Raw genomic sequence first — 18795 nt, forward strand, 5'->3', positions numbered from 1 at the left:
GGATGGCGGTGCAAATACCTTATCCGGCCTACGATCCTTTGTAGGCCCGGTAAGCGTAGCGCCACCGGGCATTTTTTTACTCTTCTTCTGCCTGAGCTTTCTTCGCCAGACCATCCAGCAGTTTTTGATGAATACCGCCAAACCCGCCGTTGCTCATCACCAGAATGTGATCGCCAGGCTGTGCGGTTTTCACCACCATATCTGCCAGTGCATCCACATCGCCGCTCCAGTGTGCCGGCTGAACGCAGGCTTCAGCGACTTCTGCTACCTGCCACGGAATGTGCGGGGGTTGCAGCAGGAACACTTCGTCTGCACGCCCTAACGACGGCGCCAGATCGTCTTTGCACAGACCCATTTTCATGGTGTTCGAGCGAGGTTCCAGCACCGCGATGATGCGCGCCGTGCCGCCCACTTTACCGCGCAGTGCCGCAAGCGTTGCCAGAATGGCCGTCGGGTGATGGGCAAAATCGTCATACACCGTCACGCCATTGGCTTCACCGCGCAGCTCAAGACGGCGACGGGCGTTGATGAACGAGCCCAATGCATTGGCCGCATCCGCAGGCACGACGCCAACATGACGCGCGGCTGCAATCGCCATCAGGCCGTTGTGCATGTTGTGCTCGCCCACCAGGCCCCACTTCACTTCGCCGACTTTTTCACCGTCCAGCCACACTTCCCACTCGGAGGCATCTGTGGTCAGCTTTTTCGCCTGCCAGTGACCTTGTTCGCCCACCAGCTCTTGTTCGCTCCAGCAGCCCATCGCCATCGTCTGTTTCAGATTGATGTCGTTTTCCGGGTAGATGATGCGTCCCTGGCCCGGCACGATACGCACCAGATGGTGGAACTGTTTCTGAATAGCTTTAAGATCGTCAAAGATATCCGCGTGATCGAACTCAAGATTATTGAGGATCAGCGTGCGCGGGCAGTAATGTACGAATTTAGAACGCTTGTCGAAGAACGCACAGTCGTACTCATCCGCTTCAATCACGAAGAAGTCGCTCTCGCCGAGGCGCGCGGAAACCTCAAAGTTGCCCGGAACGCCGCCGATCACAAAGCCAGGTTTATAGCCGCAGGCTTCGAGGATCCAGGTCGCCATCCCGGCGGTGGTGGTTTTACCGTGCGTACCCGCAACCGCCAGTACCCAGCGATCGCGCAAGACAAAGTCATGCAGCCACTGCGGGCCAGACATGTACGGAATGTTCTTTTCCAGCACCGCTTCCACGCACGGATTACCACGGGTCATGGCATTGCCAATGATCACCAGGTCCGGCTGTGGGTCGAGCTGACTGGCATCGTAACCCTGAATCAGATCAATGCCTTGCTTCTCAAGTAAGGTACTCATCGGCGGATACACATTGGCGTCCGAACCGGTTACTTCATGACCGAGCGAGCGCGCCAGCATCGCCAGACCGCCCATGAAAGTGCCACAAATTCCCAAAATATGAATGCGCATACGTCACTATCCTTTTTTAATCTGGGGGCCATTTTACGCACATGTCCGGCAAGTGAGAAACGCATTTCAGGATATTCCGCAGTTTGCTGGCGCGATTCACCTAAGCGCAGCAATGGAAATATTTGTTAATATTGTTGCGGTCGCTTTACTCCACATAAATTGCAGGGAAAGTGTTATGAAAACGTTAGGTGAATTTATTGTCGAAAAGCAGCACGAGTTTTCTCATGCTACCGGTGAACTCACTGCTTTGTTGTCGGCAATAAAGCTGGGCGCCAAGATCATCCACCGCGATATCAATAAGGCCGGTCTGGTCGATATCCTGGGTGCCAGCGGTGCTGAGAACGTGCAGGGAGAGGTTCAGCAAAAACTCGATCTGTTCGCGAACGAAAAACTGAAAGCTGCACTGAAGGCGCGCGACATTGTGGCGGGCATTGCCTCAGAAGAAGAAGATGAAATCGTCGTCTTTGAAGGCTGTGAACACGCTAAATACGTTGTGCTAATGGATCCGCTGGATGGCTCATCCAACATCGATGTTAACGTCTCTGTCGGTACGATTTTCTCTATTTATCGCCGCGTAACCCCAGTCGGCACACCGGTTACGGAAGAGGATTTCCTGCAGCCGGGCAATAAGCAGGTTGCTGCAGGTTACGTTGTTTATGGTTCTTCCACCATGCTGGTGTATACCACCGGCTGTGGCGTACATGCCTTCACCTACGATCCTTCTCTGGGCGTATTCTGCCTCAGCCAGGAACGTATGCGCTTCCCGGCGAAAGGCAGCACGTACTCCATTAACGAAGGTAACTACATCAAATTCCCGAACGGCGTGAAGAAGTACATTAAATTCTGCCAGGAAGAAGATAAGCCAACCCAGCGCCCGTATACCTCGCGCTACATTGGCTCTCTGGTTGCGGATTTCCATCGCAATCTGCTGAAAGGCGGAATCTACCTGTACCCAAGCACCGCCAGCCACCCGCAAGGGAAACTGCGTCTGCTGTATGAATGCAACCCGATGGCCTTCCTGGCCGAGCAGGCGGGCGGCAAAGCCAGCGATGGTAAAGAACGCATTCTGGATATCACCCCAGAAAGTCTGCACCAGCGCCGTTCCTTCTTCGTGGGTAACGACCATATGGTTGAAGATGTAGAACGCTTTATCCGCGAGTTCCCGGACGCGTAATTATTATTCATCGCACGGACGTAGGCCGGATAAAACGCGTAGCGTTGCCATCCGGCCTACAAAATCCATCGTCTGCTTACGCTTTCTGTAGCTTAAATACGGCCATTGCTTCGATTAGCGCTGAAGACTGCTCTTCCAGCGAGCGGGTAGCCGCTGAAGACTGCTGTACCAGCGCCGCGTTTTGCTGCGCCGTTTCATCCATCTGAATCACCGCGATATTCACCTGCTCTATGCCGCGACTCTGTTCCTGGGACGCACTGGCAATTTCACGCATCAGTTTGGTCATACGCATAACCTCGGTCGCGATTTCATCCATGGTTTCGCCCGCCTGCTGCGCCAGTTCACTGCCTTCCCCCACATGGGTGTGCGAATCGCTGATTAGCGTACGGATCTCTTTGGCCGCCTCGGCGCTGCGGCTGGCCAGATTACGCACTTCACCAGCCACAACCGCAAAGCCCCGCCCCTGCTCACCAGCCCGCGCAGCTTCAACGGAAGCATTGAGCGCCAGAATATTGGTCTGGAAAGCAATGCCATCAATCACGCTGAGGATGTCGGCGATTCGGCTGGAACTTCCGGAAATATCGCGCATTTTCTCGATCACATAGCATACCATTTCGCTACCGCGATCGGCGGTATCCGACACCGATTTTGCCAGTTGGTGCGCCTGTTCCGCGTTCTGCGCATTCTGTTTCACCGTCGCCGTGAGTTCTTCCATGCTGGCGGCGGTCTGCTCCAGCGAAGTGGCTGTCGATTCAGTGCGTTGCGCCAGGTGCTGGTTACCGGCCGTCAGTTCACGACTGCCAATATCAATTTGCGAGCTGGCATCGCGTACGCGCTGTACCGAGTCGCCCAGCGCATGGCGCATGTCATCCATTGCCGCGTTCAGGCGGTTGAATTCGGCGCTGGCCGACAACGCGGTAACCGGCGACAAATCCCCCGTTGCCAGACGTTCCAGTTGCTCAACCATGTTATCCAACGGTTTGAGAAACTTATTTCGCAGCATAAACCAAATGACCGCCAGCAATGCGATAGCAGCCAACATTGCAGCGCTCATAATACCGTGATAAATCAAAGAGGTAATGACACGGGTAGACGCATATAGCCCCATGCCACCGGTCAGTAACAGAAGGAACGTCAGCAGAGACAATAACACCAACAAACTTGATCGAATTGAAAGGGATTTTGGCATCGTTATATTTCCGGTTGTAGGGTTAAAACAGACCTGTACAGAACCTATCGACTACAACCGGAAAAAGTTTAGGTATTTAAATGTTTTGTGCAAAATCAGGATGTTACTTTGGTGTTGCCGCCGTACCCACTCGGGTAACCGGCGAGCTTTGACGATTTTCCCAAAGCACCGTCAGACCGCGTTGTAACGCTATAAAAATAAACAATAAAATGCCAATCGCGATCTTCGTCCACCAGGAACTTAATGTGCCGTCAAAATTAATGTAGGTCTGGATCAGCCCCTGAATAGCGACGCCAAACAACGTCCCTAACACTGTACCGACCCCACCGCTGAGCAGCGTTCCACCAATCACAACTGAGGCTATCGCATCCAGTTCGACGCCAACGCCCGCCAGCGCATAGCCCGCCTGGGTGTAAATGGAAAAGACAATGCCGGCAAGCGTCGCAAGCCCGGTAGACAGCATATAAATGCGGATGGTGGTGCTGCGGGTTGAGATGCCCATCAGGTTGGCAGAAGTGGCGTTGCCGCCAATCGCGTAAACCTGATTACCAAAGCGCGTACGGTGCGCCAGGAATATGCCGATGACGACAACCGCCAGCATCAGCAATCCCATCGCGCTCAGGCGACCACCGCCGGGAATTTTCCATGCCAGGCTTGAGAGCATGTCATAAACCGGATGGTTAATTGGGATGGATTCTTCTGAGACCAGATAGCTGACGCCGCGCAGGAAGAACATTCCCGCCAGAGTGATAATAAATGCCGGGATCTTCAGCGCATCAATCAGTAACCCCATAAACGCACCAAACGCGCAGCCCATCAGCAAAACCAAAGGGAACGCCAGCAGCGGAGAAATGCCCCAATAGCCAATGGCCTTTGCCAGAAATACGCCGGTAAAGGCGATCACCGAGCCAACGGAAAGGTCGATCCCGCCAGAGAGGATCACGAAGGTCATGCCTACGGCAATAATGCCCAGAAAGGCGTTATCGGTCAGGATATTGCAAATGACCCGGGTGGAAGCAAAAGCGGGAAACTGCGTCAGGCAGTAGAGATAACCCAGCACAAACACGCCGAGGGTGATCATCAGCGGTAAATTACGTTTTATCATGACCACGCACTCCTTTTATCAGGCTGATAAAGCGTTGTGACTGCACGACCAGCACACACAACACCACCACGGCTTTGACCACCTGATTCAGTTCCGGCTGGAAGCCCGACAGCAAAATCCCGGTATTCATGCCCTGAATAATCAGTGCGCCTACCACCGACAGCAGCAGGTTAAAGCGCCCGCCCATCAGCGATCCGCCGCCGATAACCACCGCCAGGATGGCATCCAGCTCCAGCCATAATCCGGCGTTATTGGCATCTGCCCCGCGAATGTCCGCCGTGACGATAATGCCAGCGATAGCCGCGCACAGGCCGCTCAGCACATAGGTGAGCATCACGATAATGCGGGTGTTCACCCCGGCGTTTTTTGCCGCACGAATGTTGATACCCACCGCTTCGATAAACATACCCAGCGCCGTTTTCCGCGTCAGCAGCCAGAACACCACCAGCGTGAGCAGTGCAATAATTACCGGCGTAGGGAACAGTAAGAGCGAGCCGCTGCCAAACCATGACAGTTCGGGCGAGTTAAAGGTGACGATCTGCCCGGAAGTGATAAGCTGCGCCACCCCGCGCCCGGCCACCATCAGGATTAGCGTGGCGACAAACGGTTGGATCTTGAGGATGGCCACCAGAATCCCGTTCCACAGCCCAGCCAGAATGCCGGAGCCTAAGGCGGCAAGCAGCACTACCGGCAGACTGTGCCCGGCCACCGTCATCGCCGCGGTAGTGGCGCCAGCAATAGCCATGACGGCCCCCACGGAAAGGTCGATGCCACCGGTTGCAATCACCAGCGTCATACCAATCGCCAATAGCGCCACGGGCGCGGCACGGTTGAGAATATCAATCGGGCTACCGAACAGCCGACCATCCTGCAAAATCACCTGGTAGAAATGCGGGGCGACCAGGCTATCCACCAGCAGCACCAGCAGTAACGCCACCAGCTGTGGCATCCCCTTTGGCCAACGGAACCGCCGTTTAGACGGATTGGATTGAGGGAGAGATTGAGGCATCACCATAGTCTCCTTAGGCCGCAATGGCATTCATGATCGCCGGTACGGACAGTTCAGCCAGGGGGATCTCGGCCACCTGTTTGCGATCGCGCATAATAATGACCCGATCGGCATAGCCCACTAACTCTTCCAGTTCGGATGAAATGACCAGCAGCGCCAGACCATCCGCGCACAGCGTTTCGATCAGGCGGATGATCTCCGCATGCGCGCCAACGTCGATCCCACGCGTGGGTTCATCGAGGATCAGGAACTGCGGTTTGGTCAGTAACCAGCGCGAGAGCAATACTTTTTGCTGATTGCCGCCGGAGAGAAATTCGATCGGTTGCTCAGCGTTCGGAGTACGAATACCAAGCTGGCGGATAAAACGCTCGGCAATCTCGTTTTGCTCTTTCCGGGGAATAGGCCGCAGCCAGCCGCGCTGCGCCTGCAATGCCAGAATGATGTTTTCCCGCACCGAAGCGGCAGCAATAATGCCATCCGTTTTGCGATCCTCCGGACAGAAACCGATCCCCAGACACGAAGCCTGATGTGGCGATCGCAAGGTCTGCGGTTTGCCTTTAATCAGCGCACTTCCGCTGTCTGCGGGTTTAATACCGAAGATCACCTCCGCCGTTTCCGTTCGCCCGGACCCCAGTAGTCCGGCGAGACCGACGATCTCACCGGGACGCACCTGTAGATCAAATGGCGCGATGGTGCCTTTTTTGCCAAAGCCGCTGAATGCCGCCACCGGTTTATCACTCAGCAACGTGCGGCCCGCACGCTGTAGTGCATGGGTATCCAGTTCACGGCCCAGCATCATTTTGACCAGTTCGATCTGAGGCAGTTCTCGGGTTTCACGGCAGCCAACGAAGCCGCCGTTCCGCAGGACGGTAATGCGATCGCTGACCTGATAAACCTGATCGAGAAAGTGGGTGACGAAGATCAGACTGACGCCCCGATCGCGCAGATGTCGCATCAGGCCAAACAGCATTTCAACTTCCTGGGTATCGAGGCTGGCGGTGGGTTCATCGAGGATCAGCACTTTCGCGGAGAGATCGATCGCCCGACAGATGGCGACGATTTGTTGCATCGCCACGGAAAAGCGGTTCAGCGGCTCGCGCACGTCAAGGGAAAAACCGTATGACGCCATCAGTTCCGTCGCGCGTTTTTCCATCTGCTTGCGCTGAAGCAGGCCAAAACGCCGCGGTTCACGACCAATAAATAAGTTATCGGCAACCGACATATTGGGCAGGAGGTTCACTTCCTGGTACACGGTGCCAATCCCCAGTTGTTGGGCATGGGCGGTGTTTTTGGGGGTGATCGGTTGGCCTTCGAGCCAGATAGTGCCGCGATCGGCATGGTAAACGCCGGTCAGCGCTTTGATGAGCGTCGATTTGCCGGCTCCGTTTTCTCCCAGCAGCGCCATAATCTCGCCACGACGCAAGCTGAAATCCACGTTATCCAACGCTTTGACGCCGGGAAAGAATTTGCTTAATCCTTCGGTGCGGAGGATTTCCTGATGTTGGTCGGTGGTCATGGTTCCCCCTGCATCACGCCGGATGGCGCTACGCTTATCCGGCCTACAAAAGAGCGTAATGTAGGCCGGGCAAGCGCAGCGCCCCCGGCATTTTCATGAAGGCTTAGTAGCCCATGTTTTTCTTCTTCTCTAACTCTTCTTTCGCCGTATCCGGCAGATAGAGGATCGACTTGGTAATGGTCAGCTTCTCAGGCATCGTGCCGTCTTTTTTGAATTTCTCCAGCGCGTCGAATGCCGGGCCGGCCATATTCGGCGTCAGTTCGACGCTGGCGTTGGCTTCGCCGTCAATCATCGCTTTGTAGATATCCGGTACGCCATCGATAGAACCGGTGAGAATATCTTTGCCAGGTTTCAGGCCCGCTTCTTTGATCGCCTGAATCGCACCGATCACCATGTCATCGTTGTGGGCGTAAACCATACAGATGTTCTTGCCGTTGTTTTCCGCTTTGATAAAGCTCTCCATCACTTCTTTCCCTTTACTGCGGGTGAAGTCACCGGACTGAGAGCGAATAATTTTGATGTTTGGCGCATTAGCGATAGCTTCAGCAAAGCCTTTCTTACGATCGATCGCCACGCTGGCCCCAACGGTCCCTTGCAGCTCAACGACGTTACACGGCTTGCCATCCACTTGTTTAATCAGCCAGTCGCCGATCAATTTACCTTCCAGCACGTTGTCGGCGGTGACGGTGGTCATATAGAGAGATTTGTCTTTTACATCGATGGAACGATCGAGCAAAAAGACCGGAATGTCGGCATCTTTAGCTTCTTTTAACACCGGCTCCCAACCCGTTGCCACGACCGGCGCAATAAAGATGGCGTCGACGCCCTGCGCAACAAATGAGCGGACTGCTTTAATCTGGTTTTCCTGCTTTTGCTGGCCATCAGCGATTTTCAGCGTAATTCCCCGCTTTTCGGCCTCGCTTTTCGCGACATTGGTTTCTGCGGCGCGCCAGCCGGATTCAGAGCCAACCTGCGAAAATCCTACGGTTAAAGGGGCTGCCATTGCCATAGACGACATGGCTGCCGAAACTGCTGTGACTAAAAGTAAGCGCTTCCACATAAGTGCGTCCTCGTAGGGTGATTATTGTTGGTTAATTAACCGTTGCGAAAAAACTATAGACAATTGAGCATGTAACGGATTGCGTTACATCACACTTCAAAAAAGTAAATAAAACGTTAATCACAACTTTGTAATCGCTTTCATCTCACTATGAAAAATGCGGCTGAAGATATGGATTTTTCTGTCACGAGAGAGAGGTAAAAAGAAGAAAATGCACGCAGAGAAAGCGAAAACAAGCGGAGACATTCCGCGCGAGTTGGCTATAATACCCGCCACTTGTTTGCCATAGCTTATTTAAAGGAAACAGACATGAGCTTACTCAACGTCCCTGCCGGTAAAGACCTGCCGGAAGATATCTACGTTGTTATCGAGATCCCTGCGAACGCAGATCCGATCAAATACGAAGTTGACAAAGAGAGCGGCGCCCTGTTCGTTGACCGCTTCATGTCCACCGCGATGTTCTATCCGTGCAACTACGGTTACATCAACCACACCCTGTCTCTGGACGGTGACCCGGTAGACGTTCTGGTCCCGACTCCGTACCCGCTGGAGCCAGGTTCAGTGATCCGTTGCCGTCCGGTTGGCGTACTGAAAATGACCGACGAATCCGGTGAAGATGCAAAACTGGTTGCGGTACCGCACACCAAGCTGAGCAAAGAATACGATCACATCAAAGATGTGACCGACCTGCCGGAACTGCTGAAAGCGCAGATCACCCACTTCTTCGAACACTACAAAGATCTCGAAGCGGGCAAATGGGTGAAAGTTGACGGTTGGGACAACGCTGAAGCTGCTAAAGCTGAAATCGTTGCTTCCTTCGAGCGCGCGAAGAAGTAAGTTCGCGTTAGCTTAAAGCCCTGAACGCCAGCCCCTGGTTAGTAAGGGTTTTTTAATTTCTACTTTCTTTTCCCCCTCCCCTTCGCTGTTTTCTTTTTGACCTACCAGATTGGGTAGTCACATTTCATTTATCTTAATTGCGAATGAGATTAGATCTCATTATCATTCTCAGCATGTAAATAAATGTGAATAAAAGTCAATGAACCTCCACAATGTGAAGTCCCTGAAACGCTATTCCTGCGTGGCTCTCGCCACAGCACTGTTATTTACCAGCCTGTCCAGCGTGGCGCAGACGCTACCTGAGCAAGATTTTCTGACCCGCGACGTTGGCAACGGCGTGTATGAACTGGCGGTTGATAGCCAGCAGAATGCGCTTTTTGCTGCCTCGTCGCCGTCGTTTGATAAAGATAAAACCAGCGGGCTTATCTATAAACTCGATCTGGAAAAGCTCACCACGACTGAAGTTATCGAAACCAGCCGTCGTGCCTTTGCCACTGCCCTGGATGCAGAAAACCAGGTGCTCTATGTCGGCAACACGCTGGAGGGTTCGGTCACGCTCATTGATACCCGCAGCGGTAAAGAGCTGGCGATACTGCAACTGAGCGAAGCCAAAAACCCGAAAGAAATTGTCCATACCCGCGAAATGGTGCTCGATAAACAGCATCACCGCCTGTACGTTTCCGGCGTGGCTGAAAAGGGCATTGTCTGGGTGGTGGATACGCAAAAGCGCGAGAAAATCGCCACCCTTGAAAACATGGGCCAGTATCCGACCGGTATGGCCGTAGATGCCAATAAGAACCGCCTGTATGTCGTAAATGGCCGCAACGAACTTATTACGCTGGATACCACTAACCATCAAATTATTAACCGCTTTAGTATTGAGCCAGGCAAAAAACATTTTTTCCTGAATATTGCTTTGGATGCAAAAAATAATCGCGCATTCCTGACCGATCCTGATTTAGCGGATGTACTGGTTGTTGATATTAATACCGGTAAGGTTATTGCCCCCATTAAGGTTATCAACTCCCTGGCAGTGATATATAACGAAAAGCGCCAGGAAGTGTATATCACCCACCGTAATGCAAAGCGCATCAGCATTGTGGACAGCAAGACTTATCAGGTAAAACAAAGCATTGAAACCAATGCGTTACCTAACAGCCTGGCGCTCTCGTCTGATGCCAACACCCTGTATGTCAGCGTCAAACAGCCGGAAAAAATGACCGGTGTGAAGCCCGACTACGTGATGCAAATCGACCTCTCCAAATATTAATAATTAAAAACGCTTCTGACACCTTGCAGCTTTTCTGGGCTGCAAGGTGATGCTTTTATTTTTTACTTTTCAGGTGTCTATATTATGAAAACGCGTCAACTTATTACGCTGACAGGGATCGTTGCATTCTCAGGCGGTGTTATTTTCCCCACTCAGGCAGAAGAACTCACCGAAACCTCACGCAATAGCGAAGATGAAATGGTGATCACCGCATCCGGGTTCTCGCAGCAAAAGCGCGAAGCGCCGGCCACCATTTCCGTTATCGATCGTAAAACGCTGGATATTCAGCCGGACCGTAGCATTGGTGAAGCGATTAAAAACCTTCCTGGCGTCTCGGTCACCAACAGCAGCGGTATGAACGCTGGCAGCATTATGATCCGCGGCATGGACCCGTCCTATACCGCGTTTATGGTCAACAGCGTCAAACAAAATACCGGTGAATCTCGCCCTTACGGACATGACATCGGTACTGAAGCCAACTTCTTACCGCCGATGGAGGCCATTGAGCGTATCGAAGTTATCCGCGGGCCCATGTCCTCGCTGTACGGATCAGATGCCATCGGCGGTGTGGTCAACGTGATTACCAAAAAACCGTATGGCGCAAAAGAGTGGACGACGGCAATTGCCGCCAATACCTGGCTTCAGGAACACCAGTATTTGGGTAATACCAGCCAGATGAATCTGTTTACCATGGGGCCGATTGTGCCCGATGTTCTCGGCCTTAGCGTAGCGGCCGACTGGCTTGACCGTCGCGATGACGATCGCAATAACTATTTCGGTAAACACAACCGTAAATCCGTTGATATGACGCTGGGCCTGGCCGCTAGCGAAAATAACCTGTTCGACCTCAATGTGGTCACCGGTGAGCAGGAGAAAAACCGTACCCAGAAGCGCGGCGCGCCGTGGTCATGGCTGTTCGATCGTAACGCCGCCACCCTAACGCATACCGGCTGGTATGCCGACGACACCATTGCAACGACCAACTACATAAACTATGAAAAAGGCCGTTCGAAGTACGTTTATGACGGCCAGTCGCCGCAGTATGTGCAGATGGAGAACTACGTCGCTAATTCGCAAACCACCTTCACGCTCGACAACCATAAACTGACCGTTGGGGCGAATTTCACCCGCGAAGAGCTGAATGACCGCTTTGATGTGGCCAACAAAACGCTGCCCGGATCTGAGCCAGTGACAAAAATCAGCCGTAACGGTTGGGCATTGTTTGCTGAAGACGGCTGGAGCATTGACGACTTTATCCTGACTACATCAGCGCGTATGGACCAGGATGATAACTTTGGCACACATATTACGCCGAAAATGTACGGTAACTGGGCCTTCAGCAATGACTGGGCGCTGAAGGGCGGCGTTTCCGCTGGTTATAAAAAACCTGAGCTGCGTGCGACATCCAGCGACTTTGTCACCCCATACGGCTCGACCGTACCTTATCCCTTCCTGACCGTCGGTAACGACGATCTGAAACCAGAACAAAGCGTTAACTCTGAGCTGGGTCTCTACTGGACGGGGAATGCGCTGTCACTGGATAGCACCGTCTTCTATACGCAGTTCAAAGACAAAATTGCTGAACAAACCATTTGCGAAACTACATCGACGAATCAGTGCTCCGTGAATGGCTACAAGGCGGACTCCGTCAGTAAATACTTCAACGTCAGCAAGGCGGACGTGTACGGCATAGAACTGAATGCCGACTGGCAGATTAGCGCCGATGTAAAAGCCAACGCTAACTACACCTGGAACCATAGCGAACAGAAAAGCGGCGTAAACAAAGGCTACGCGCTCAACGATTACCCGCGCCATATGGCGAACCTGTCGCTGAACTGGGCGGCAACGCAGAGTCTGGACGTATGGAGTACGGTGAATTACCGCAGCAGTAACCGCAACAGCGGCAATAACTATAAGTACGATGACTACACGATGGTCGACGTAGGCGTACGTTATAAGCTCAATAAGCACACGCAGCTGATGGCAGGGATCTACAACGTGCTGGATGAAGATCCGAAACTGACGACTGCATGGAATGAATCCGCGCAGGTGGAAGGCCGCCGCTATAACCTCGGCGCGCGCGTGGAGTTTTAAGCCTTTAATAAACAACGCCACCCGAAGGCGGCGTTGTTTATTCTGGTAGGCGATATATCAGTACTGGTCTCTGTCTAACCAGTTACCGCTTTCAATCAGCGTTAAGCCATCAACCGGACGTTGGTACACGTACATCCATGCACTTCCGTACGGCGTTTGAATTAACTGGCGTGCGTATTCACCGCCGCGGGTACGCAGAGCGTCAAGCTCTGCCAGCGTGGCGTTATCAATACGATAAACTTCCCCGTGTACTGTTCCATTTCCCGGAACCGCGCCTGGATAGTGGCCCAGGCTGTACAACTGGTAGTTATCGATACTGAAATTTCCCAGCAACAGGGCATTGGTCATCCAGTGGCTGTTGCCTTGTTTGGTTCGTAAACTGCCGTAGACAAATATTCGCATTGCTAAAACTCGAACTGATAGAGCAAATCAAGTGCCTGATCTACGCCAGACACTGCTTCCAGATATAGCTTAGGCATCAGACGATAACGTAGCGTGAGTGTCGCTAAGGAGTCAAATATACCCACACCATATTTCACCTGCAGACCTGGCAGTACGTATCCGCTGACAACCACCTGAGATGAGTCGCCCACCCCTTGCGTGTCCAGTGCCAGATTGCTTACGCCAAATGTCTCCCCGATTTTACCCACAACCTGACCACTTTGTGCAACCCCCAGACCAATAAGCATTGAAGTCATCGCTGCGCTATCGCTCTGTTCGCTATCCAGCCCTTGTCCACGTAGCAGGTAGGAAAGCGCCATTTGCTGCGACATTGCCGGGTCGGAGAAGATCTCCGCCTTCGGTTCATCGGCGGTACCGGTGACGCGAACGCCAGCGATCACGTCGTCTTCGGTGGCATCCGGGTTACGAATTGCCTCGATGTTGAGCAACGGCTGATCCGGCGGACCGGAGAACAACAGCTCGCCCTTACGCACAATCAGATCCTGACCATAGGCGTGGAAGCGACCGCTCGGGATATTAATTTGCCCGTTAAGCCCCAGACCTTGCTTATCCTGCACCACTTTCAGATCGCCCGTCAGACGCGCTTTCAGACCAAAGGCGTCAAGACGCACGTTGTTACCGACGTGGATGTTCAGGTTGCTGTTGATCGGAATGCCGGCGGTCTGCGGTTTCTCGGGCTGCAGGTTGTTGTTAAGCATAACCATATCGCTGGAAACCCCAACCGCACTTTCCGGCAGGTCATGTACCACGATACGCGCCCACGGCACATCCACGTTGCCATCGAGAGTAAACAGGCTCGGCGTGGCTTCAAAGACCACGTCCGGCGATACGTCGAGGCGGACCATCGGCGGTACGGTAATACGTACCCTGCTGCCTTTAGCCGCAACGCGCGCCCGCCAGTTGTCTATCTGACTCCAGTCGGCATTGCCGCTCAGGTTAATTTCGCCCTGCTGCGTACGCACCACGCCCGCCAGCGTTGAGCGTGTTCCGGTGAAGTTAACGGCTAACTGGCTTGGCTGCATGTCAAACGGCATGAAGTTACCGTCAATATCCAGACCACTCAGTTGCAGCTGTCCAAGCAACTGCGGGCTTTGCACATCGCCGCCCAGCCGCAGGTTGGCGTTGATCATCCCTGCCGCTTTTTCACCGCGCGAGAAGATGGGGTTCACCATCGCCAGATTGAAGTTGCGAATATTGACGTTACCGCCCAGATTACGACGCCCTTGCGGGTCCGTTACCTGCACCTGCCCGTCAAACTGCCCGTTGTTGGTCAGACGAATCAGCCAGCCCAACTCGGCACGGTTATTGTGCAGGTCGGCGGTCAGATTCAGCGTTTCAAACGCCACGGGGAGCGGGGCATCATTCACGCTTTGCGTGACCTTCACGTTACGTCCGCTCAGGGTGACCTGCCCCTGTGGCAGCCCCTCTTTGGTAGTGTCCCAGCTCACATCAGCTTTGCCGGTGAACACACCGCTGGCCTGGGTTGTCTCCGGCATAAACGGTTTTAGCATCGCCAGGTCGAAGCGGTTAAGATTCACCACCGCGCGACCTTCTGCACCGGCATCAATGGTTTGTGGTACGCACAGCTCCGCATTCGGGTTGTTCCAGCAGTGCGGTCCGATACTAATTTTCTGTTCCTGATTACGATAATCCAGCGCGATAGCCCGGTTGAGCGACCACGGACCGACCGGCGTCTGGAAGCGGGTATTGCTTAACTCCCCTTTCCAGCGCTGTTCTTTGCGATCAAAGCTCCCGGCAAGATCCAGTTGCCCGGAAACCGGCTCACCCTGAATACGTAACTGCAGTTCATGCTGCTTTTCACTGCCTTTGGCGTTGAGCGTTACCAGACCAATATTCACGTCAGGTTGTACAATTCGCTCTACGCGAACGTTGAGATTACCGGCGATTTGCTCGGCCGATTTCACATCGCCTTCGACGCGAACCTGAGCAACGGAAAGCTCCTGCCAGCGCAGACCACGGGCGGTAATATCCGCCAGCAGCTGTGGTGCTTCAACCGTACCGCGAACTTTTACCAGCCCTTTCGCCGTACCGCCCAGCCCCGGCAGCGCGTTATCCAGGCTTGGGGCATCAATCGTCGCGTCGAGGTTGAGGTCTTTAACCCCCAGCTCGCCTTTTACGTCCGCACTGTTACGTCCCAGTTCCAGATGCAGGCCCGGAATCGTCCACTGCAGGTAGCTGTTCCCCTTCAGCGAACCGTTCACATTGACCTTGTTCTGCTTCACGTTGCCGGTCAGCTTCAGCTCCGGAACCTCCATCTGCCAGCTTCCGCCGTACAGACTGCCGCGCGTTTTCACCAGGCCATTCAGTTTTGACGGCCAGTCCGGGATCGCTTTCGCGGTATTGATACCATCCAGCGTTAGCTCCCCGCGCCAGCTGATCGCCTGCTGCCAGTCCACCAGCGCTTTCAGCTCGGTTTTCCCTTCCAGCGCCGCAACGCTGAGTTTGTCGAGATTGATCTGCTGCTCGTTGCCTTTGGCGTCCAGCGTGATAGTAGCTGGAGGAATATCCTGACCTTTCACGGCGGTACGCATCGACAGCGTATAGTCGGTCATCTTGCCGGTCAGTTTGAGCTTGATGTCATCGGCCTGGAACTGTTTCTCACCGGTAAACGGCCAGTAAACCTGCTTACTCACCACCTCAATGTTGAGCGGCAATCCGGCTTCTGCCAGGCGCGTCTGCGCACGCAGGTCCATATCTACCGGACCAGACAGATTGACGCCGACTTCCAGCTGTTCGCGCAGCGCGCCGCCAACCTTCAGCTTCACCTTTTCGCCTTTTAATGGATCGACGTTCAGCGTGCTGTTGAGGGTAATATCCACCGGCCATGTGTTGGTGAGCTGCGCCGTACCGCTGGCTTTTACCGTTCCCTGATTCGAGTCGATATCCAGCGCGTCGAGCTTCATGTTGCCGTCAATGCTGCTCACTTTCAGCAGCATACTATGTACTGTTAAATCCGTATCCCCGGTCACGCGCAGCTGCTCGCCGCGAAACTCTTCAATATTGAGATTGAGCGGCAGATGGACATCTGTCATTTCCGGCAGTACCGGCTTTGAGAACAGATCTTTTAGCGTTTCACCGAGCGGTTTTTCATCCGGCTGCGGGTTTTGAATCTTCGGTTCGACAACCTCTTCCTGTGCCACTTCCGCCACTTTAGGCAGAGCAATCAGCAGCCCCTGTAATGACGTTGGCTTCAACGTCAGCGTTTTTTCCTGCCAGTTCAGGCCGGAGGTAAAATCCAGCACCGAAACCGTGGTGTCATCGATTTTGATATTGATGTTGTTAAGCGCCACGCGCGAAAGCGTGATTGGGTAAGGCGTGGAAAGGTTGAGCGGACCGCTCTCTTCTTCTTCAACCGGCGCAGATGGCGGCATCTTTTTGCTGTCGATCGCCACGTTGATGTTTTTCAGCGCCAGATCGTTGACGCACAGGCTGCTGTCCCACAGGCAGTTAAGCCCCACGGCCAGATGCACTTCACCAGCATTCACCGCCACGCCAGGCTGGTCGTAACGAATATTTTTGAGCGATAGATCCCGCCAGCCGCCGGTGACCTGACCAATTTCCAGACCCGGAACCCAACGATTAGCCGCTTTGAAGATCAGATGCAGGCCCGAGGTGGTGCCAACGAGGAACGCCACCGTGCCTAACAGCAGCAGGATAAAAATCAGCACGCCGAGGCTTATCTTCTTCCATAAACTCATAATTCAGGCCCCAGACCGATGTAAAACTGTAAACCATGTTCATCTTTGTCGCCGACCGGGACGGCAAAGTCGAGCTTGATAGGTCCGACCGGCGATTGCCAGCGTACGCCGACCCCGGCGCCGGTTTTGAAATCGCTTTTGCGGATATCGCTGACCGCTTCACCGCTATCGACAAACATTGCGCCCCACCATTTTCCGGTCACGTTGTACTGATATTCCAGCGAGCCGGTCGCCAGCTTCGAGGCCCCTTTCAGCTTGCCGTCGCTGCCTTCAGGCGAAATAGATTTGTATTTGTAACCACGAATGCTGCGATCGCCCCCGGCGAAGAAACGCAGATCCGGCGGCACTTTGTCGAAGTCGCCGGTTTCAATCCAGCCGAGGTTGCCGCGCATCACAAAGCGGTGCCTGTCGTACAGCGTGCGGATCCAGACGTTTTGCGCCTGGAAGACGGAGAAATCAACATCTGAACCCCAGGCGGTGTTCGAGTAATCAATAGAGTAGCGCTGGGAATCGCCCCAGACAGGCATCAGGCCGCCGCGTGAACGCGTCCGGCTGATCATCACGCCCGGATAGAGCAGCATAGTGGTGTTGGTGACGTTACCCTGCGTAAAGTGGTCGAGGCTCCAGCGCAGGTTAATCGCGCGCTGCCAGCCGCTGGAGAGGTCCCAGTAACGGGAAACCGCAAGCGTTGTGGAATCCTGCTCGGTGTCGTTTAAATCGGTACGCTTAAAGCCGCCCTGTACCAGGTAATACTGTTCCAGCGGGTTCTTTAACAGCGGCATTTTATAGCTGAAATCAAGCACCTGCTCTGGCGCCGAGATACTGGCGCTGGTCGTCAGGCTGTGCCCGTAGGAGTTCATCCACGGTTTTTTCCACGAGGTCTTCACCCGTGGCCCGACGTCAGTTGAATAACCGACCCCGGTTTCGATAGTGTTTTCGGTTCGCGGTGAGACCACGCCTTTCAGCGGCAGCACCTTGGTTTTGCGGGCTTTATCAAATTCTGGCGCGACAACCACAGAATTAAACCATCCGGTCGCCGACAGACGACGGTTCAGTTCGCCCAGATCTTTCGACTCGTACTCTTCACCTTCTTTAAAGGGCACCAGATTTTGCAGATACTCATCGCGAATTTGCGAGCCTTCAAAGGTGACATGCCCAAAGCGATAGCGTTCGCCGCTGTTGTAATCGATATCCCAGAACGCCTGGCGGCGCTCAAGCGCTATCCCGAGCTGGCTTTTATTAAATTCACTGTCGAAATAACCTTTACGCAGCGCCACGCTGGTGAGTGACTTTTTGAAGTTGTCATAGTCCCCCTGATTCAGCACGGTGCCGATTGCCGGGCGCGTTTTCAGCAGATCCAGATAATCTTTATCCGTACGCGCGCCACCGCGCAAAATCACCTCAGTGCCACCAATCAGCACCGGCTCGCCGGGGGTCACTTTGGCAATCAGCACCTGGCGGCCTTTTGCCGGCGGTGGACGCAGCTCAAAATCGATGGTCGGCTCAAAGTAGCCCAGCGCTTTTAGCCCTTCGCGGATGGCATCATCAACGCGCGCACGAAAGCGTCGGTCTGGAGTGACTTCATCACTTTGAATCGTGGAGAGCTGCGCACGGACGTTTTTCTCCAGCGGTCCTGATAATCCTTCGACCTGTAAGCGAACATTCGCGGCGGCGGCGGAGCCACTTAAGCACAGTAATCCCACCCAACATAACTGACGGATATGTGGCACATTTTCTCCTGAATATCCTTTTTTCCCACCCCTGGAAAAAAATACTATGCCGTTCCTCGGCTTAACAAAAAATCAACAATAAGAGTTGAAAAACAGACGACAACCCAAATATTTCTTATGTTTAACTCTAGACGTATTCACGCCGTTTATTGTGGGCAAAGACGCGTCTCGTTACAA

Annotated in this window: 13 protein-coding genes; 4 read left to right on the plus strand and 9 right to left on the minus strand. The window is 53.7% G+C overall.

Annotation, left to right across the window (positions count from 1 at the left end; translation table 11 throughout):
* Positions 1-76: 76 nt before the first annotated feature.
* Positions 77-1453, minus strand: a complete 1377-nt coding sequence (mpl, locus tag LY264_RS21845; protein WP_003830388.1) for a UDP-N-acetylmuramate:L-alanyl-gamma-D-glutamyl-meso-diaminopimelate ligase — start codon at positions 1451-1453, stop codon at positions 77-79.
* A gap of 175 nt (positions 1454-1628) precedes the next feature.
* Here mpl and fbp point away from each other — a divergent pair, with 175 nt between their 5' ends.
* Positions 1629-2627 (plus strand): class 1 fructose-bisphosphatase, encoded by a 999-nt coding sequence (fbp, locus tag LY264_RS21850; protein ID WP_003830390.1) that lies wholly within the window; start codon positions 1629-1631, stop codon positions 2625-2627.
* A gap of 76 nt (positions 2628-2703) precedes the next feature.
* On the opposite strand, the gene LY264_RS21855 is transcribed toward fbp, so the two are convergent.
* The 5 genes from LY264_RS21855 to ytfQ all read right to left on the minus strand — a co-directional run bounded on the left by LY264_RS21855 (position 2704) and on the right by ytfQ (position 8506).
* Entirely contained in the window at positions 2704-3816 is a 1113-nt protein-coding gene (locus tag LY264_RS21855; RefSeq protein ID WP_008786037.1) for a methyl-accepting chemotaxis protein, read from the minus strand.
* A gap of 103 nt (positions 3817-3919) precedes the next feature.
* Positions 3920-4921 carry a galactofuranose ABC transporter, permease protein YjfF gene (gene yjfF / locus LY264_RS21860; protein WP_048215066.1) on the minus strand — a complete coding sequence of 334 codons (1002 nt, stop codon included), beginning with the start codon at positions 4919-4921 and terminating at the stop codon, positions 3920-3922.
* A complete protein-coding gene (gene ytfT, locus LY264_RS21865) occupies positions 4908-5930 on the minus strand; it encodes a galactofuranose ABC transporter, ATP-binding protein YtfT (RefSeq protein WP_003830397.1) in 1023 nt (340 codons plus the stop codon). Before ytfT ends, yjfF begins: the two co-directional genes overlap by 14 nt.
* 13 nt (positions 5931-5943) lie before the next feature.
* On the minus strand, positions 5944-7446 hold the full coding sequence (gene ytfR / locus LY264_RS21870) for a galactofuranose ABC transporter, ATP-binding protein YtfR (protein ID WP_048215067.1): 1503 nt from the start codon (positions 7444-7446) through the stop codon (positions 5944-5946).
* Between the two features lie 103 nt (positions 7447-7549).
* Positions 7550-8506 carry a galactofuranose ABC transporter substrate-binding protein YtfQ gene (ytfQ, locus tag LY264_RS21875; RefSeq protein WP_008786033.1) on the minus strand — a complete coding sequence of 319 codons (957 nt, stop codon included), beginning with the start codon at positions 8504-8506 and terminating at the stop codon, positions 7550-7552.
* A 309-nt stretch (positions 8507-8815) separates the two neighbouring features.
* Between ytfQ and ppa the strand changes: the two genes are divergently transcribed.
* From ppa to LY264_RS21890, 3 genes are all read left to right on the plus strand, one after another.
* Entirely contained in the window at positions 8816-9343 is a 528-nt protein-coding gene (gene ppa, locus LY264_RS21880) for an inorganic diphosphatase (RefSeq protein WP_003025726.1), read from the plus strand.
* A 199-nt stretch (positions 9344-9542) separates the two neighbouring features.
* Positions 9543-10613: a 7-bladed beta-propeller protein YncE gene (gene yncE, locus LY264_RS21885; protein WP_071692263.1), complete on the plus strand. Its 1071-nt coding sequence runs from the start codon at positions 9543-9545 to the stop codon at positions 10611-10613.
* Between the two features lie 84 nt (positions 10614-10697).
* Positions 10698-12707 carry a TonB-dependent receptor domain-containing protein gene (locus LY264_RS21890; protein ID WP_020996258.1) on the plus strand — a complete coding sequence of 670 codons (2010 nt, stop codon included), beginning with the start codon at positions 10698-10700 and terminating at the stop codon, positions 12705-12707.
* Between the two features lie 57 nt (positions 12708-12764).
* Here LY264_RS21890 and LY264_RS21895 read toward each other — a convergent pair whose 3' ends face one another.
* Genes LY264_RS21895 through tamA form a run of 3 tightly spaced genes read right to left on the minus strand, consistent with a single transcriptional unit; the run spans position 12765 to position 18618 of the window.
* Positions 12765-13109: a gamma-glutamylcyclotransferase family protein gene (locus LY264_RS21895; protein WP_003025723.1), complete on the minus strand. Its 345-nt coding sequence runs from the start codon at positions 13107-13109 to the stop codon at positions 12765-12767.
* A 2-nt stretch (positions 13110-13111) separates the two neighbouring features.
* Positions 13112-16888, minus strand: coding sequence for an autotransporter assembly complex protein TamB (gene tamB, locus LY264_RS21900; RefSeq protein ID WP_048227195.1), 3777 nt, complete (start codon positions 16886-16888; stop codon positions 13112-13114).
* The gene (gene tamA, locus LY264_RS21905) at positions 16885-18618 is read right to left on the minus strand and encodes an autotransporter assembly complex protein TamA (RefSeq protein ID WP_042312760.1); all 1734 of its coding nucleotides are present in this window, start codon (positions 18616-18618) and stop codon (positions 16885-16887) included. Before tamA ends, tamB begins: the two co-directional genes overlap by 4 nt.
* Positions 18619-18795 lie beyond the last annotated feature (177 nt).

This window comes from Citrobacter portucalensis, from assembly GCF_023374935.1.
GTDB lineage: Bacteria > Pseudomonadota > Gammaproteobacteria > Enterobacterales > Enterobacteriaceae > Citrobacter > Citrobacter portucalensis.

Bases quoted from the DNA above. Each gene is read 5' to 3' on its own strand.
- fbp (WP_003830390.1), top strand. From the start codon at position 1,629: ATGAAAACGTTAGGTGAATTTATTGTCGAAAAGCAGCACGAGTTTTCT.
- LY264_RS21890 (WP_020996258.1), top strand. From the start codon at position 10,698: ATGAAAACGCGTCAACTTATTACGCTGACAGGGATCGTTGCATTCTCA.
- ytfQ (WP_008786033.1), bottom strand. From the start codon at position 8,506: ATGTGGAAGCGCTTACTTTTAGTCACAGCAGTTTCGGCAGCCATGTCG.
- LY264_RS21855 (WP_008786037.1), bottom strand. From the start codon at position 3,816: ATGCCAAAATCCCTTTCAATTCGATCAAGTTTGTTGGTGTTATTGTCT.
- yncE (WP_071692263.1), top strand. From the start codon at position 9,543: ATGAACCTCCACAATGTGAAGTCCCTGAAACGCTATTCCTGCGTGGCT.
- ppa (WP_003025726.1), top strand. From the start codon at position 8,816: ATGAGCTTACTCAACGTCCCTGCCGGTAAAGACCTGCCGGAAGATATC.
- ytfR (WP_048215067.1), bottom strand. From the start codon at position 7,446: ATGACCACCGACCAACATCAGGAAATCCTCCGCACCGAAGGATTAAGC.
- mpl (WP_003830388.1), bottom strand. From the start codon at position 1,453: ATGCGCATTCATATTTTGGGAATTTGTGGCACTTTCATGGGCGGTCTG.
- LY264_RS21895 (WP_003025723.1), bottom strand. From the start codon at position 13,109: ATGCGAATATTTGTCTACGGCAGTTTACGAACCAAACAAGGCAACAGC.
- yjfF (WP_048215066.1), bottom strand. From the start codon at position 4,921: ATGATAAAACGTAATTTACCGCTGATGATCACCCTCGGCGTGTTTGTG.
- tamB (WP_048227195.1), bottom strand. From the start codon at position 16,888: ATGAGTTTATGGAAGAAGATAAGCCTCGGCGTGCTGATTTTTATCCTG.
- ytfT (WP_003830397.1), bottom strand. From the start codon at position 5,930: ATGCCTCAATCTCTCCCTCAATCCAATCCGTCTAAACGGCGGTTCCGT.